This is a genomic window from Lewinellaceae bacterium (genome assembly GCA_020636105.1).
Lineage (GTDB): Bacteria > Bacteroidota > Bacteroidia > Chitinophagales > Saprospiraceae > BCD1.
On record JACJYL010000001.1, the window covers coordinates 2,342,096 to 2,356,872 of the forward strand.

Here is a 14,777-nt window from a genome sequence, read left to right on the forward strand (position 1 = left end):
GATTACATTATGTATGGTTTCAGCTAAGTTGCCGAACCCATTATTATCTTTTCTTTCTTTTAGAAATAATAAGTCTTGATGAAGCTTTTTTGGTGTTACGGGTTTTCTGACCTTTGGCCATAATTCCTGTACGTGAACGTGGGTGCCCTCCTGAAGATTTACCTTCACCACCACCCATTGGGTGATCGACAGGGTTCATTGCGACCCCTCTTACTCGAGGACGTTTACCAATCCAGCGTTTTCTACCTGCTTTTCCGAGCACTTGCAATCCGTGATCTGAGTTTGAAGTTGATCCCACTGTTGCTTTACAAGTCAACAGTATTCTGCGCACCTCACCTGAAGGCAACTTTACTACTGCGTATTTTCCTTCTTTTCCCATCATCACCCCATTGGTTCCTGCACTTCTCGCCAGAGCCGCACCTTTACCCGGATCCATTTCAATAGCGTGGATAGCAGATCCCAAAGGAATTTCACTCAAATAGAGTGCGTTTCCTACAGTTGGAACAGCTCCTTTTCCTGATAAGATCTGGTCGCCTACTTTAAGGCCTTCCGGAGCGATCATATATCTTTTCTCACCATCTGCATAATTCACCAAAGCGATAAATGCTGTACGGTTAGGATCGTATTCAATAGTTTTTACCGTACCGGGGATGCCTTCCTTATCCCTTTTGAAGTCAATGATACGATAGCGACGCTTGTGTCCACCACCAATTTGGCGCATGGTCATTTTACCGTCGTGGTTTCGTCCGCCAGATTTGGACAAAGGCGCCAGCAAACTCTTCTCCGGTTTGTCGGCAGTAATTTCTGCAAACGCATTTCCCAATCTGAAACGCGTTCCTGGAGTAATCGGACTAAATTTCTTAAGTGCCATTTTTTATTACTATTTCAAATTAGCGGGTTATTTTACAAGCTTTGCGGGGTCAAGCCCCATTACTGCTTTGGCAGCCGAACTGCCAGGTAAAGTCCCTGTAATTAAATATCTCCGAAGAAATCGATTTCTTCGCCATCAGCCAGTGTGACTATTGCCTTTTTGTATCCTGAAACTCTACCTTTCAAAACACCGGAACGAGTCATCCTGTTTTTGATCTTTGCCGGCATTACCATTGTATTTACAGCTTCAACGGTTACGCCATACATTCCTTCCACCGCATTTTTTACCTCAATTTTATTAGCATCAGAGTTAACCACGAAGCTATACTTTGTGAGGTTTTCTGAAAGCATCTCTGCTTTTTCAGTAATGATCGGTTTTACAAGAATTATCTTTGCCATTTTAAATCAATTGAATTTCCGATAATCGGAAAATTAAGCAAATGTTTCTTTTATTTTTTCAATAGCTCCTTCAGACAGTACCAGTTTCCCAGCTCTCATGATCTGGTAGGTATTCAAATCTGAGGCTCTCACCACATCTGAACCTTTAACGTTGCGGCTTGAAAGGTAAACTTCCTTTTCGTAATCAGGAGTTACCACCACAGTTTTGAGTCCATTAAGGTTAAGGTTGCCAAGGATATTTGCAAATTCCTTTGTTTTTGGTGCATCGAAAGAAAAATCTTCCAATATCACAATATCTCCAGCTCCTGCTTTGACAGAAAAGGCTGATTTCCTGGCCAGGCGTTTAACCTTTATATTGAGATCCACGAAATAGGTACGTGGTTTGGGCCCAAAAACACGACCTCCACCTCTAAATAAAGGGTTTTTTATACTCCCTGCACGAGCAGTACCAGTACCCTTTTGACGTTTGATCTTACGGGTAGAACCTTTCACCTCGCCACGTTCTTTGGACTTAGAGGTACCCTGGCGCTGGTGAGCAAGATACTGTTTAACGGAAAGATAAACAGCATGCTCGTTAGGCTCGATTCCAAAAATGTCAGAAGGCAATTCAATGCTTCTGCCGGTAGCCTGTCCTTGTGTATTTAGCACATCGAGTTTCATACCTAAATTATTTTCAGCTCGAATGATATTCTATTTGTTTTATTGTCTGTTATGACAGACCAAACAAAAAGCATTCATTTTTTTAATGCACTGATGGATTCAAGATACCAACCAATGCTATGAATATTATTTTTCAAGAATAACAAAACTTCCTTTGTGTCCAGGTACTGCACCCTTTACCAAAATGATGTTTTTGTCAGGGAAAATTCTGACCACCTCAAGGTTAGTCGTTTTGATTCGCTTGCCTCCGTCACGTCCGGCCATACGCATCCCTTTGAATACTTTGGCAGGATAAGACGCTGCACCGATAGATCCGGGAGCACGCTGGCGGTTATGCTGACCGTGAGTTGCATCATTCACCCCGCGAAATCCATGGCGTTTCACAACACCCTGAAATCCTTTCCCTTTGGAAGTACCTACAGCACTGACATAATCTCCTTCAACGAAAATTTCATCAATTTTAATAAGGTCTCCAACAGCTTTTTCCACTGCATTAAAATTGCGGAATTCTACTACTTTTTGCTTTGGAGTGGTGTTTGCCTTAGCAAAGTGTCCAAGCTCCGGTTTGGTAGTATTTTTCTCTTTTGCCTCACCGAAACCCAACTGGAGGGCAGAATAACCATCAGATTCTTCTGTCTTAACCTGCGTCACAACGCATGGGCCCATTTCAATTACGGTACATGCAATATTGCGACCAGTTCCGTCAAAGAGACTGGTCATTCCGACTTTTTTACCAATTAATCCGTTCATCAGAATATTTTTTTTAGCTCCTGTAATAGCGCCCCCATGCACAACGGCACTGAACGCATTACAGGGATGACAGAGTAGGGAATTTTGTTGAAGCATGACAACAGGCATTCAAAGAATTACCTGATTCAATCCTTAACACTACCGATTCAAAATGCCGGGTTTACTCCCCGGAAACGAACCGATTTATCCCTTTTCTTTGGCTCTTTTATGTTTTGTAAAAATTACGTCAACTTAACTTGAATGTCTACACCACTCGGCAATTCCAGTTTAGACAGTGCATCGACTGTCTTTTGAGTAGGAGTATAAATTTCAATGAGACGCTTGTGGGTGCGACGCTGGAACTGCTCACGAGATTTCTTATTGACGTGCGGAGAACGGAGCACGGTAAAGATTTTTTTCTCAGTGGGCAGCGGAATCGGACCCGTAACAACAGCACCGCTGTTGCGCACCGTTTTCACGATTTTTTCAGTAGACTTGTCTACCAGATTGTGATCGTAAGAACGAAGTTTAATCCTGATTTTCTGATTCATGCCTTAGTTAAATAAATTATCAATAATGATATATAATTCCCTCTTGCAAATATTTCACCTTTGGGAAAAGAATCGGGTAGAAGTAATACTCCAACCCGATCAATAACTTTTATACATTAACAATGCCTTTGGCTTTGTCGATTACATCTTTGGCGATACCACTTGGTGCCGCAGCATAATGTGAGAATTCCATTGTGGAGCTCGCACGTCCTGAAGTAAGGGTACGCAGAGAAGTAACATAACCGAACATTTCTGACAATGGAACATCACCTTTAATGGTGATGGCACCACCTGCACCAGATTCCTGTCCTTTGGGTAATCCACGGCGACGGTTAAGGTCACCGATCACTGTTCCTACATACTCTTCCGGGGTAACTACCTCGAGTTTCATAATAGGCTCGAGCAATTCAGGCTTACATTTAGGCGCGGCAGCTTTAAACCCTTCTTTTGCACAAAGTTCAAAAGCGATTGGTTTTGAATCCACGGCGTGCATAGACCCATCGTAAACGCGCACCTTCATGCTATCGATGTTATAACCGGCCAAAATACCGTTTGACATCATAGAGAGGAAACCATCTTTGATAGGCTTCATGTAGTTCTTATCGATGGATCCTCCGACAATACCCCAAACGAACTGGAGTTTTTCTTTGCCGTTTTTGAATTCATCAGTATCCAGGAATTCCTGATCGGCAGGGCCGAGTTCGAATTCCATATCGGCGAACAAACCAGAACCCCCTGATTGTTTTTTCAAACGTTCGCGGTGGGTAACCGTGTTGGTCAGCGATTCTTTGTAACTCACCTGAGGTTCACCCTGGTTACATTCAACCTTAAACTCACGACGGAGACGGTCAACGATAATTTCAAGGTGTAACTCTCCCATTCCGCTGATAACGGTCTGGTTGGTTTCTTCGTTATAATTAACTTTGAAAGTTGGATCTTCTTCAGCCAATTTAGCCAAAGCCATACCCAGTTTATCCAAGTCTTTTTGCGTTTTAGGCTCTATCGCAATTCCGATCACAGGCTCAGGGAAAGTCATACTTTCCAGAACAATCGGCTTATTGATATCGCAAAGCGTATCACCGGTGCGAAGGTCTTTGATCCCCACGGCGGCGGCAATATCTCCGGCTTCCACTCTGTCAATAGCATTCTGCTTATTGGAGTGCATCTGATATAAACGGGAGATACGTTCTTTTTTACCAGAACGGGAATTCAGCACATAAGAACCAGATTCCAAAGTTCCTGAATATACCCGGAAAAAGGCGAGCCGGCCCACAAACGGGTCAGTTGCAATTTTAAAAGCCAGGGCAGCAAAAGGTTCGTTAGCACTAGGTTTACGTAATTCTGCCTTTTCTGTTTCAGGGTTGATCCCTTCCACAGCATCAATATCTACCGGTGAAGGCAGGTAAGCACATACTGCATCAAGTACAGCCTGAACTCCTTTATTTTTGAAAGCGGATCCACACATCATCGGAGTGATGCTCATATCGATCACCGCAGCACGGATAGCAGCGCGGATTTCGTCAGGAGAGATGGATTCGGGATCTTCGAAGAATTTTTCCAGAAGGGTATCATCATAATCAGCAACCGCCTCCAACAATTCAGCACGCTTTTCTGCTACGAGATCGACTAAATCTTCAGGAATCGGCACCACTTCGTAAGTCATTCCCTTATCTTCTTCGTTCCAGATCATTGCCTCGTTGGTAATGAGGTCAACGACTCCAACGAAAGACTCTTCTGATCCGATTGGCACCTGCAATGCGATTGCATTGGCACCGAGTTTTTCTCTAACATCATTAACAACGTTAAAGAAGTCTGCTCCTGAACGGTCCATTTTATTAACGAATCCGATACGTGGAACTTTATATCTGTCAGCCTGTCTCCATACGGTTTCAGACTGAGGCTCTACACCTGATACGGCACAGAAAAGTGACATAACACCATCCAAAACCCGGAGGGAACGTTCTACCTCAACAGTAAAATCTACGTGCCCGGGAGTATCGATGATATTGACTGAATAGGGCTGGTCTTTCCATTTCCAGGATGTCTTGGTTGCAGCAGAAGTAATGGTAATACCTCTTTCCTGCTCCTGCTCCATCCAGTCCATGGTAGCTGCACCATCGTGTACCTCACCAATTTTATGACTCAAACCGGTGTAGAAAAGCACACGCTCAGTCGTAGTGGTTTTACCCGCATCAATGTGCGCCGCGATACCAATATTTCTTGTAAATCTAAGATCGTTTGCCATGAGAACTACTCCTAAAGGATTTTAAAATAATATTTATTAAACTCTAAAGTGCGCAAATGCACGGTTGGATTCGGCCATTTTGTGCATATCCTCTTTACGTTTCACTGCTGCACCTTCTCCTTTGCTTGCTGCCATAATTTCGGCTGCAAGTTTTTCACTTATTCCTTTTCCACTGCGTTTGCGTGAAAAACCAACCAACCATTTCATTCCAATAGAAACCCGGCGCTTGGCACGAATCTCGATAGGAATCTGAAAAGTTGCACCGCCAATTCGACGGCTTCTTACTTCAACCTGAGGCATTACATTGTTCAATGCTTTCTTCCAAACACCATGCTCATCTCCACCGGTTCTTTCCTTTACTATATCCATTGCTGCGTAAAAAGCACGAAAAGTGGTTCCCTTTTTCCCGCTAAACATCATATTGTTTACAAACTGGGTAACCATTGGATCTCCATACCTTGGATCCGGAGCAATAATTCTTTCTTTAGGTTTTCTTTTTCTCATTTTAAAACATTAGAGGTTTCTTAATTGATTGAAACATAACTTACTTAGGACTTAGGACGCTTGGTTCCGTACTTCGAGCGACTTTGTTTACGATCACCAACTCCCGCAGTATCCAATGCACCACGAACGATGGTATAACGTACCCCTGGTAAATCTTTCACACGACCCCCGCGAATCAGCACGATGGAGTGCTCCTGAAGGTTGTGGCCTTCTCCCGGAATATATGCGATCACTTCAAGACCATTTGTCAGACGTACCTTAGCTACTTTACGCAAAGCAGAGTTAGGTTTCTTCGGTGTGGTCGTGTAAACACGAGTACAAACGCCACGACGCTGAGGACAAGACTCAAGTGCACGTGATTTACTTGCTTCTACGATCTTTTTCCTCCCGTTGCGTACCAGCTGATTAATAGTAGGCATACCTGCTTAATTTTTAAATATTTTTATCGGGCATAATGAACCCTTTTTCAAAAGCGAATGCAAAGGTAGAATTTTTCTTTAGAATTACAAAAGCTATTTTATAAAAAATTGAAGATCAGTCTTTTTTTTTTGAAATGAGTTTGGAAAAGGCTACTAATCATGATGTTTTTACTTAGCATAAATTAAAATCATCAAAACAAATATCCTTTATATTGAAAATAGATGAAATTAAATTTTATTTAAAGATATTTTTTTGATCATTGAAAAAATTTAATTCAAATTTTAAAAATGAAAAAAATATTTGAACGTGATTAACCCAGGGAAGGCGTTTCTGTTTATTTTTTAAAATAAAACAAGGAAACAAGAGAACAATGAATGAGCACCTTAGTTCCTTTATCATTGTCACCTTGTTTCCTTGCAGGTCAAGATCTGGGGGATAACTATCGGCTCACGACCAATCGCTTAATAGCCGTGTGAATCCCATCGGTGATCTGTATGAAATACACCCCATCAGCCAAAATTTCCAGGGAAAGGGGGCATACGCCTTGCTTTACGGAATTTTGCATGGAATACAACAATTCCTGGCCCGTGACACTGAGTACCCTGATCTCAAGATCAACTGCTGTTCCCAGACGGTAGGCCACATTGACCTCCTTGCCAGCCGGGTTTGGGAAAAGGCTTATCCTTTGGCTGAAAGCCGGGTCATTCGTTCCCGTCATCACATCTACCGTCACTTCCACTACCACATCCTCTACGCAACCTGAAGCATCCGACACGGTTACAGTATAAGTAGCTGCAAACACCCCTTCAAGAGACGCGGTGGTAGCCCCTGTACTCCATAAATAAGTGTATTCACCGGAACCTCCAGAAACCTCCACTGAAGCCGATCCCGCGCCAGACGGCGGATTGGTATCATCTATTGAAACCGCGGTTCCTGAAAGCGGTGCTAATTCGCCCAGGAGATTGACTTCCACGGATTGACCGGTAATGAGGCAGCCATTGGTCAAATCAAGTCCGGCCAGGGTATTGTCGGTATCTACCGCCCCTCCGAAAACGATTGGGGTAAAATAGAACGTACCCACCGGAATCTGGGTGCCGTCGTTCAACAAGGCCGGAGCATAAATTTCTGATGACAGATTAAAATTGCCCAGGAAAGAAGCATCGTTAAACGGATCTGCTGATCCTGAAATATCTGCCGTCGTTACGATCCACAGGAATGCGGAGACAGGAGACAAAGGAATGACCACATCCTCGACGGAGAAGCTGGTGAGGTCGCCGAAACAGACCTCTGGCTGACCGGCAGATGCGCCCAGGGTAATGTCCGCACAAGTGACGTTGGCCAATTGGGTAAACTGGATACAAAATTCTCCGTCAGAGCCCGCAAACCCATCCACCATCATAAAATATTGCACCCCGGCGATGGTTTCAAAAATCAAACCTGCCGGATAAGGCCCTTCGGCCGGAGTTCCCTCTATGTCTTCGTTGCAGGCCACCGGGATCATATCCCCACAACCGGTACCTGCATAAATGGCGATTTGTGTATCGCCAAAATCGATATAATCACTCAATCCACCACCACAGTCGGTTGTCCTGATATCATACACTTCTCCATCCCCGGTAAAGGTATACCAAAGTGTGTTTTCAAGGCTGGGCGCTGCGCCACCGCCGTCAGGTTCACCAAAACACTCCCACCCTTCGAGGGGGTCGTTGGCATCCGTTGTGGCTCCCGTATTGTTCCAGATAGGGGATGTTTGCGGATTGTTCAACCCCTGCCCCATCAAAGCGGAAAGGTCCACGGCGTCAGAGCAGGCATCAGCCACCTCAAAAGCGGTGGTGATGATCCGAAAATGATAGTCATCCCCCGTATTCAGTGCCCAGGTGGTGCCGTTAAATACATAAGTTCTGCCCCCGGCGGCCGGTGTGGTTTGAGTTACCCACGTTTCCCCTACAGGTACTATAAACCCTACAAAAATATCACCCGTCAAACCCGACAACTGGTCCATATAAGCTGAGAGGTCCACCCGCGTCATGGGGCTGGTCACCTCAAGATTAGCTTCGGGAGTTACCATGAAAGGTGTGATAAGGTCGGCACCCGGCACCCCATTATTGTTGGCCCAGATATGAAATTCGAAATCATCATTGGGTCGGTTGGAATCCGTATAGTTGCGGATGAGAGCATAAACGACATCAGTAGTGCCTACGAGGCTGAAACGGACGGCACAACCTGTTAATAAGCTGGCAGCATCAGGACCAAAGGAATTAACGAAATCCACCTGCTCGTTATCAAAATAAATATGGTTGCCGTCGAGATAACTGAATGTTTCTGTAGTAACGTTATTGGCATTGGGCGAAGCATCAGAGGCTTCCAGATAATAATCCACCTGTACTCCGGCAGCTTGTTCGGGGATGACAAAAGCATAAGTATCCCCTGAAGTGTTTACCCCCGCCACTTCATTGAAAGCACCACCCGCAACCGAATAATACAGGTTGGCGGATGTTATGCCTGAAACATCAATAAGCTCAGCTGTTTTTGTGACATTCCCTAAATTACTCCGATAAAAAGTATTGGGGGTATGTAAAACCAATGGAGGTGAATTATCCTCATTGGAGCTGATGATCTCCACATCGTCGATATACACTCCATCCACTTCATAGCCAGTATCTGAGAAAAAGCGGAAACGTACCCGCACATCACTGCTGCCCACGAATCCTCCCAGGGAATAGCTGTATTGTGTCCACGGAGATAAATTACCCTCGCCAAGGAAAGTGGCAACGTTCACCCAGGTGGTGCCACCATTTCCGCTGGCTTCCACATACATGTAATCAAAATTTCCCCCTTCAATATCGTAAATGGCCCAAAACTGAAGCGTTGCATCAAGGGCGGTCGATAGGTCGACCCCTGTGGCCATGGTAGCCGTAGTATTAAGATTGGAGGCATAATTGCCGCCCGGGCTATCGGTGAGGGAGGTACTAGGAGAATTGGATTGGGTGGTGGTCGTTCCCCAGGTTCCGGTAAGCACCCAATTTGTGGTTCCTGATTCAAAGTCATCAGAAAATTCCACCGTTTGGGCAAAGGCATTAGAAAAAAGGAATAATATTCCCGGCATTAAAAGTAGAAGTTTTTTCATTTCCAGTCGTTTTAGATAAGTAAATAGTTTAAGGAATAATTTTATGCTTTTTGATTGATAACTAGTTAATGTAAGGTTTCAGGTTGTTTCAGGTTGTTTCAGGTTGAGCGCAGTTGAACGGAGTGAAATTCCGTGCATGTAATGCCGGGGCGAAATCCCGTACCGCAGGTCGGGTGGGTCAATTTTCTTCAATCTCCCTCAATCTCATTCAATCTCCTTCAATCTCCCTCAATCTGACACGTTCCGACTCACGATTGATGGTTTCCTCCATTTTTGACTATCGGGGTTATGAAACTGACGTTCTTTTTCAATCAAATCTATTCTACTCCCAAATCTAAAAGTAATATGTTTTCTGAAAAATTCAATCATATTGCTGAGAATTACTAAACAGGAATTCCATTTCGGAAGTACACGTTACTGGTTTAGCGGGTTAAAATACCGGTTGGTGAACTTAGGATTGAAGTTGCCCTCAATCCAGTGAGAAGTTTGTTACCTTTGCAGGAAATTTTATTCCGACATCTAAAAGTCATCCACAACACCCGGTATGCGCTTTTTTCTAACACATTCTTCACCGAAACTTCTTTCCAGGGAAACCATTGCAGCATTCGTGTTTTTTGCTTTATACTTTTTTATAGGGTGGTACATCCTTCCCGATTACGGCCTCTCCTGGGATGAATTTTTACAAAGGCGCTACGGTTTGCATTCCTATGATTTTGTAGTCAAAACGCTGGGGCTGGACTGGCCTATGTATTTCCCGCAATATCAACTGGAAACTTCCGCCGGAAGGCAATACTCCATAATATTCTCGCTCATCGCCGCAGGCTTCGAAAAACTGGCGGGCATCGATGCTGATGATTTTCATGCCCAATACCTGTTGCGGCACCGTATGTTGTTCGTACTTTTCTGGACAGCGACCATTGCTTTCTACCAATTGTTAAGGCTCCGTTTTGAAACAGCCTTACAGAAAGAGAATCCCTCGTTTCCTTTTTTTAAAAACGGGCTGCCCCTGTTGGGTACCCTGCTGTTAATTTTGACGCCGAGGATCTTTGCCCATTCCTTTTTTAATCCTAAGGACATAGTGCTGTTATCCTTTTATATCATCAGTCTTTATACTTTGGTTCGCTATTTAAAAAACCCTACCCTTTTGGCTGGATTGCTGCACGGAGTGGCCTGTGCCTTCGTGGTCAATTCGCGGATAGCCGGAATCATCGTTCCTGTTTTATCGGTGGGCTTTATCGGACTTCAGCTTTTTAAAAATGTACGTACTTCAGGAACAGTTCTTTTGAGGCAGTATGTTAAAAGTTTTCCTGTTTTCTTCATTGTTTTCATGCTGCTGGCTATTGCTTTTTTTCCCTATTTGTGGAACAGTGTCGACCAACGGGCCACAGAAGCCTTCAACTTGATGTCAAACTTCCCCAAGAGCATCCATACGCTGTTTTTCGGCCATTACGTTTCGTCCAATCCCCCACCCTTTTATTATCCTTACGCATGGATGGCCATCACCCTTCCCCTGCTCAACCTTTTCCTGCTCCTCGCAGGCATTTTTTGGTTTATCAAGACCCTGGCCTCCAACCTGATGCGGTGGAAACTATGGACAAATTTTCCGGAATTCATCGACCTCATCGCTTTTGCCTTCCTGTCGGGGCCGCTTTTTGCCGTTTGGCTGTTCCATTCCACCATATACGACGGCTGGCGACATTTTTATTTTATCTATCCCCCTGCCCTGATGCTGGGACTTGTTCCTCTGCATGGCTTATGGAGGTCAAAATTGCAATTCCTGCGCCAGTTGACTATGATGATCGTTTTGGTCTCCTGCCTATACACCGGATACAAAATGGTGAAGCTGCATCCTCATCAACAAGTCTATTTCAATGTCCTCGCGGGCGGTAATCGCATGGAACGTTTTGAAATGGACTATTGGGGCGTCGCCTACAAACAGGCTTTTGAGGAATTGGTACGAAAAGACACCACAGGAGAAATGATCCAGGTATTTTGTGCCAACCAGCCTTGCTTTGATAATTATTTTGCCTTGCCGGAAGAGATCAAGTCACACATCCGTATGCGGTACGGTATGGAAGTGGCGCAGTATTACCTGACGAATTACCGCTTTCGACCGGAGATGGAAAAGTTTTGTAAGGGGGAATTCCCTTTTGATGAAGAGTATTTTTCGATTATGGCGGATGGGGAACGGATTATTGGAGTTTATAAAGTTGAAAGGCTAAAGGTTAAAGACTAAAGGCTAAAGGCTAAAGGCTAAAGACTAAAGACTAAAGGTTAAAGGTTAAAGGTTAATGGGGTTCAAATTGTTCAAGTTGTTCAAGTTGAGCGAAGCGAAATCGTAGGTCGGGAGGGTTCAATGGGAGTGCAGCGAAATCGTACCATAGTTTAAGCTAAAAAAGCTATGGTGGACTTTAAGACTATGTGGTAATATCCCTCGCAAATTGTTTCACCCGCTGTTTGACCTCCTCGGTGACGATGTCTTCCTCTATCCAGGTGTGGACATAACCGAGGTAGTTCATGCCGAGGTATTCGGCGCTAAGTTTGAAAGGCATTTCAAAGGCGGGCACTTCCTCTTCTTCGGAGCCGCAGATGATAAGGGCCATGGATTTGCCACGGAGTTTCCTTCCAGTTGGTTTTTCAATTTTGAGACAATCGGAAAGGCGGTCGAAAAAATTTTTCATGAGGCCGCTCATGGTATACCAGTAAACGGGGGTAGCGAAAATGATCAGATCGTAATGGTCGGCGATGTCCCTGATGATGGGCAGGAAATCATCATCCTGATTGTTGAAATCATAATCAAATGGGAGGATATTCTTTTCCCCTAGATCGAGCAGGTCGGCTTCCGTTTCTTCCCGGAACAAACTGACGATCCGGTGCGTATTGCCGTCACTTCTCGAACTGCCCTGGACAATCAGTTTTTTCATTTGCTCATATCATAAAATATGCCAACGGAGTAGCTGGGTCTGGCGGCAATGATTTCTCCGCGCCAGGCTCCGGCGAAGGCGGCGGACACCCCTACCCTCTTGGTCATATAATAATTGGTTTCCAGTGAGAAACTGATGTATTCCGTATTGTTCGCAAAAATAGTAGTGCTGTTATTGCTGGCTGCTGTGGCTCCATTTTTGAAAGACTCTATGCCGCCGACACGGCCGGTGACCCATAATTTTTGGTTAAAAAAACCTGCCCCAAGTTCGACCCCGAATCTGAACTCTTCCGAATATTCTTTTGTCCGGTTGTTAAAGCCCACGTAGGCGCTGGTATATCCCGCCACCTTTTTACCGAAATTCAAACTTGTTCCGGCATCGATCTGTACCATCTGGTTGAATTCCCCGTCACCTGTCTGCAAATTTTCAAAGGTCCCGCCTCCCGTTATGCCGGTGGGTATTCCGAAAAATACGGAGGCGGCGATCAGGAATCTGGCGCCCGGTTTGGTCAAACCGTATTTCAACCCAACATCAATGTCTCCCAAACCGTTGATGGCTTCTCCCTTTACCAATACTTCCCCGGTGGTTCGGGAGATCAGGTTGTTCATATAATTCCTGCTAAAGAGGGGCGCATTTACAATACCGGTCAGCCGGTCAGTGAGGCCATATTCGGCATAAACGGCGGTATTGAATATGCCTGTAGTAAGATTGGGGTCGATCAATCCTTCGTCGGTATAATGCTGATCAAAAACGACCCACCATTCTGATAATTTAAAATATCCTTGCCCTTTTTTTTGAGGCCAGGGTCCGCCCGCCGTTAAAGTACCCAGGAAAATAAAAAGCATTATCCCGGTAGTGATCGTTTTGTTCATCTGTTTAAAAATTTATTAATTTTTTGAATGCTTAGGAACAGTTCAAAAATAAATTGACAATTTTAATCATGTAAATCACTAAAAATCAACACTTTTACATTTTTAATTTATCATTCTAAATTTTACATTTCCCTTATAATATCTCCCCATCCCCAACCTTCACATTAAAAGGCTTACAAAAATAAAGTACGTAACTGTAATCATTGATGCCAACATTGGGAATCATGTAGGAATGTGCCCCTGAAAAGACTTCCACTTTGGCAATTTCCAAGGCATTGGCCGTGGTGGTATTGTTGTTGGACAAATACACGTATAACCCGGGCAAAGCAGTTGAGGCATTATAATTATTTGCGAACTCCAAAATCAAATTATCCCCATCCGCTTTGAGGGTGAAATCACCTGTCAGGGCATAGGAGCTTGTTGAAGCGACGGTTCCGCTTTTCTCTCCCGGCTGGACAACCGTTGAACTGCCGGCCTGCACTTCTATTTCATCCCGCAGCACTTTGCTTCCATCATTGTATTCAACGGCAATTATGGACGTTCCCACCTGGAGGGCCTCACTCAAACCGGTATTCATATCGATTGAAATAATATCAGGGTGCGAACTGCTCCATACCACCGGAACCGATTCTTCTTTCCCCACATTATTCAAATACATGGCCTTAAACTGGAAAGTGTCGCCAACGGCAATAGTGTCCGCAATGGTGGTAATCCGAAGAACAGGATCCACTTCATCGTCAACATAATCATCCTTAATACAGCCGGAAAAAAGGGCGGTAAGCATAATTGAAAACAAAAGGAATTGCTTCATGGCTTTATGTTTTATAATTTTACGAGCTATTATTTATGGAAAGATAACTTATGAACCATTCCCCGGGGAAAAGGGTTTATGGAATTTCCATCAATTGTCCTTCAAGGGACAATCTCCATACCATTCCATTAACAGACCAGTATCGTTTTTAACAATCCTCCCAGGATTTTGTCATTGCTTTTGAACCTAAAAATGTTTACTTTTAGAAATATTAAAAATCATTAATCCAACCATTTATGAAATCATCAATTGGCGTTTGGATCGACAAATCACAGGCAAGAATCATTTCACCTACCGCCCTCCTAGAAACCATTTCTTCCGATATCGAAATCAGGCCCAGATATGAAGGAGAAGGAAAAGAGTACGGTCGCTTTGGCAATCAGTACATGACATTGGAAAAAACGAAACAACATCGCCTGGAACAGCAGGAGATGAATTATCTAAAAACAGTGATCAATACCATCAAGGACTCAGAAAGGATTTTGATCTTTGGCCCTGCCCAGGTAAAAAATAAGCTGGAACATCTGCTTGAAGAAGATTATGCGACCAAAGGAAAGGTTATTGACGTGGTTGCGGCCGAAAAGATGACCGACAAACAATTGGTGGCCTTCGTTCGGGAATACTACGGAGAACTGGATAAATGAACCGAATCAATTGATTCCCAG

General features: G+C 44.1%; 14 protein-coding genes. 2 read left to right on the forward strand and 12 right to left on the reverse strand.

Annotation, left to right across the window (positions count from 1 at the left end; translation table 11 throughout):
• Positions 1–43 precede the first annotated feature (43 nt).
• The 9 genes from rplB to H6571_08835 form a co-directional block, all read right to left on the reverse strand.
• The gene (gene rplB / locus H6571_08795; GenBank protein ID MCB9323817.1) at positions 44–871 is read right to left on the reverse strand and encodes a 50S ribosomal protein L2; all 828 of its coding nucleotides are present in this window, start codon (positions 869–871) and stop codon (positions 44–46) included.
• 101 nt (positions 872–972) lie between these two features.
• On the reverse strand, positions 973–1,269 hold the full coding sequence (gene rplW / locus H6571_08800; protein MCB9323818.1) for a 50S ribosomal protein L23: 297 nt from the start codon (positions 1,267–1,269) through the stop codon (positions 973–975).
• A 33-nt stretch (positions 1,270–1,302) separates the two neighbouring features.
• Positions 1,303–1,929, reverse strand: coding sequence for a 50S ribosomal protein L4 (rplD, locus tag H6571_08805; protein ID MCB9323819.1), 627 nt, complete (start codon positions 1,927–1,929; stop codon positions 1,303–1,305).
• Positions 1,930–2,055: 126 nt separating this feature from the next.
• Positions 2,056–2,679 carry a 50S ribosomal protein L3 gene (gene rplC, locus H6571_08810; GenBank protein ID MCB9323820.1) on the reverse strand — a complete coding sequence of 208 codons (624 nt, stop codon included), beginning with the start codon at positions 2,677–2,679 and terminating at the stop codon, positions 2,056–2,058.
• 221 nt (positions 2,680–2,900) lie between these two features.
• Positions 2,901–3,209 (reverse strand): 30S ribosomal protein S10, encoded by a 309-nt coding sequence (gene rpsJ / locus H6571_08815; GenBank protein ID MCB9323821.1) that lies wholly within the window; start codon positions 3,207–3,209, stop codon positions 2,901–2,903.
• Positions 3,210–3,318: 109 nt separating this feature from the next.
• Entirely contained in the window at positions 3,319–5,454 is a 2,136-nt protein-coding gene (fusA, locus tag H6571_08820) for an elongation factor G (protein ID MCB9323822.1), read from the reverse strand.
• A gap of 36 nt (positions 5,455–5,490) precedes the next feature.
• Entirely contained in the window at positions 5,491–5,958 is a 468-nt protein-coding gene (rpsG, locus tag H6571_08825; GenBank protein MCB9323823.1) for a 30S ribosomal protein S7, read from the reverse strand.
• A gap of 44 nt (positions 5,959–6,002) precedes the next feature.
• Complete coding sequence (locus H6571_08830; protein MCB9323824.1) at positions 6,003–6,377, reverse strand: 30S ribosomal protein S12; 375 nt, start codon at positions 6,375–6,377, stop codon at positions 6,003–6,005.
• A gap of 440 nt (positions 6,378–6,817) precedes the next feature.
• Complete coding sequence (locus H6571_08835) at positions 6,818–9,505, reverse strand: immune inhibitor A (GenBank protein MCB9323825.1); 2,688 nt, start codon at positions 9,503–9,505, stop codon at positions 6,818–6,820.
• A gap of 544 nt (positions 9,506–10,049) precedes the next feature.
• On the opposite strand from H6571_08835, the gene H6571_08840 reads away from it, so the two are divergent.
• Positions 10,050–11,741 (forward strand): hypothetical protein, encoded by a 1,692-nt coding sequence (locus tag H6571_08840; GenBank protein ID MCB9323826.1) that lies wholly within the window; start codon positions 10,050–10,052, stop codon positions 11,739–11,741.
• A 181-nt stretch (positions 11,742–11,922) separates the two neighbouring features.
• Here the strand turns inward: H6571_08840 and H6571_08845 are convergent, their stop codons facing one another.
• The 3 genes from H6571_08845 to H6571_08855 all read right to left on the reverse strand — a co-directional run bounded on the left by H6571_08845 (position 11,923) and on the right by H6571_08855 (position 14,112).
• Positions 11,923–12,429 (reverse strand): flavodoxin family protein, encoded by a 507-nt coding sequence (locus tag H6571_08845; GenBank protein ID MCB9323827.1) that lies wholly within the window; start codon positions 12,427–12,429, stop codon positions 11,923–11,925.
• Positions 12,426–13,301 (reverse strand): hypothetical protein, encoded by an 876-nt coding sequence (locus tag H6571_08850; protein ID MCB9323828.1) that lies wholly within the window; start codon positions 13,299–13,301, stop codon positions 12,426–12,428. The genes H6571_08845 and H6571_08850 overlap by 4 nt, the downstream gene beginning before the upstream one ends.
• 133 nt (positions 13,302–13,434) lie before the next feature.
• Positions 13,435–14,112, reverse strand: coding sequence for a hypothetical protein (locus H6571_08855; GenBank protein ID MCB9323829.1), 678 nt, complete (start codon positions 14,110–14,112; stop codon positions 13,435–13,437).
• Between the two features lie 236 nt (positions 14,113–14,348).
• Between H6571_08855 and H6571_08860 the strand changes: the two genes are divergently transcribed.
• Positions 14,349–14,756 carry a hypothetical protein gene (locus H6571_08860; protein MCB9323830.1) on the forward strand — a complete coding sequence of 136 codons (408 nt, stop codon included), beginning with the start codon at positions 14,349–14,351 and terminating at the stop codon, positions 14,754–14,756.
• Positions 14,757–14,777: the final 21 nt, after the last annotated feature.

Bases quoted from the DNA above. Each gene is read 5' to 3' on its own strand.
- rplB (MCB9323817.1), bottom strand. From the start codon at position 871: ATGGCACTTAAGAAATTTAGTCCGATTACTCCAGGAACGCGTTTCAGA.
- rplW (MCB9323818.1), bottom strand. From the start codon at position 1,269: ATGGCAAAGATAATTCTTGTAAAACCGATCATTACTGAAAAAGCAGAG.
- rplD (MCB9323819.1), bottom strand. From the start codon at position 1,929: ATGAAACTCGATGTGCTAAATACACAAGGACAGGCTACCGGCAGAAGC.
- rplC (MCB9323820.1), bottom strand. From the start codon at position 2,679: ATGAACGGATTAATTGGTAAAAAAGTCGGAATGACCAGTCTCTTTGAC.
- rpsJ (MCB9323821.1), bottom strand. From the start codon at position 3,209: ATGAATCAGAAAATCAGGATTAAACTTCGTTCTTACGATCACAATCTG.
- fusA (MCB9323822.1), bottom strand. From the start codon at position 5,454: ATGGCAAACGATCTTAGATTTACAAGAAATATTGGTATCGCGGCGCAC.
- rpsG (MCB9323823.1), bottom strand. From the start codon at position 5,958: ATGAGAAAAAGAAAACCTAAAGAAAGAATTATTGCTCCGGATCCAAGG.
- H6571_08830 (MCB9323824.1), bottom strand. From the start codon at position 6,377: ATGCCTACTATTAATCAGCTGGTACGCAACGGGAGGAAAAAGATCGTA.
- H6571_08835 (MCB9323825.1), bottom strand. From the start codon at position 9,505: ATGAAAAAACTTCTACTTTTAATGCCGGGAATATTATTCCTTTTTTCT.
- H6571_08840 (MCB9323826.1), top strand. From the start codon at position 10,050: ATGCGCTTTTTTCTAACACATTCTTCACCGAAACTTCTTTCCAGGGAA.
- H6571_08845 (MCB9323827.1), bottom strand. From the start codon at position 12,429: ATGAAAAAACTGATTGTCCAGGGCAGTTCGAGAAGTGACGGCAATACG.
- H6571_08850 (MCB9323828.1), bottom strand. From the start codon at position 13,301: ATGAACAAAACGATCACTACCGGGATAATGCTTTTTATTTTCCTGGGT.
- H6571_08855 (MCB9323829.1), bottom strand. From the start codon at position 14,112: ATGAAGCAATTCCTTTTGTTTTCAATTATGCTTACCGCCCTTTTTTCC.
- H6571_08860 (MCB9323830.1), top strand. From the start codon at position 14,349: ATGAAATCATCAATTGGCGTTTGGATCGACAAATCACAGGCAAGAATC.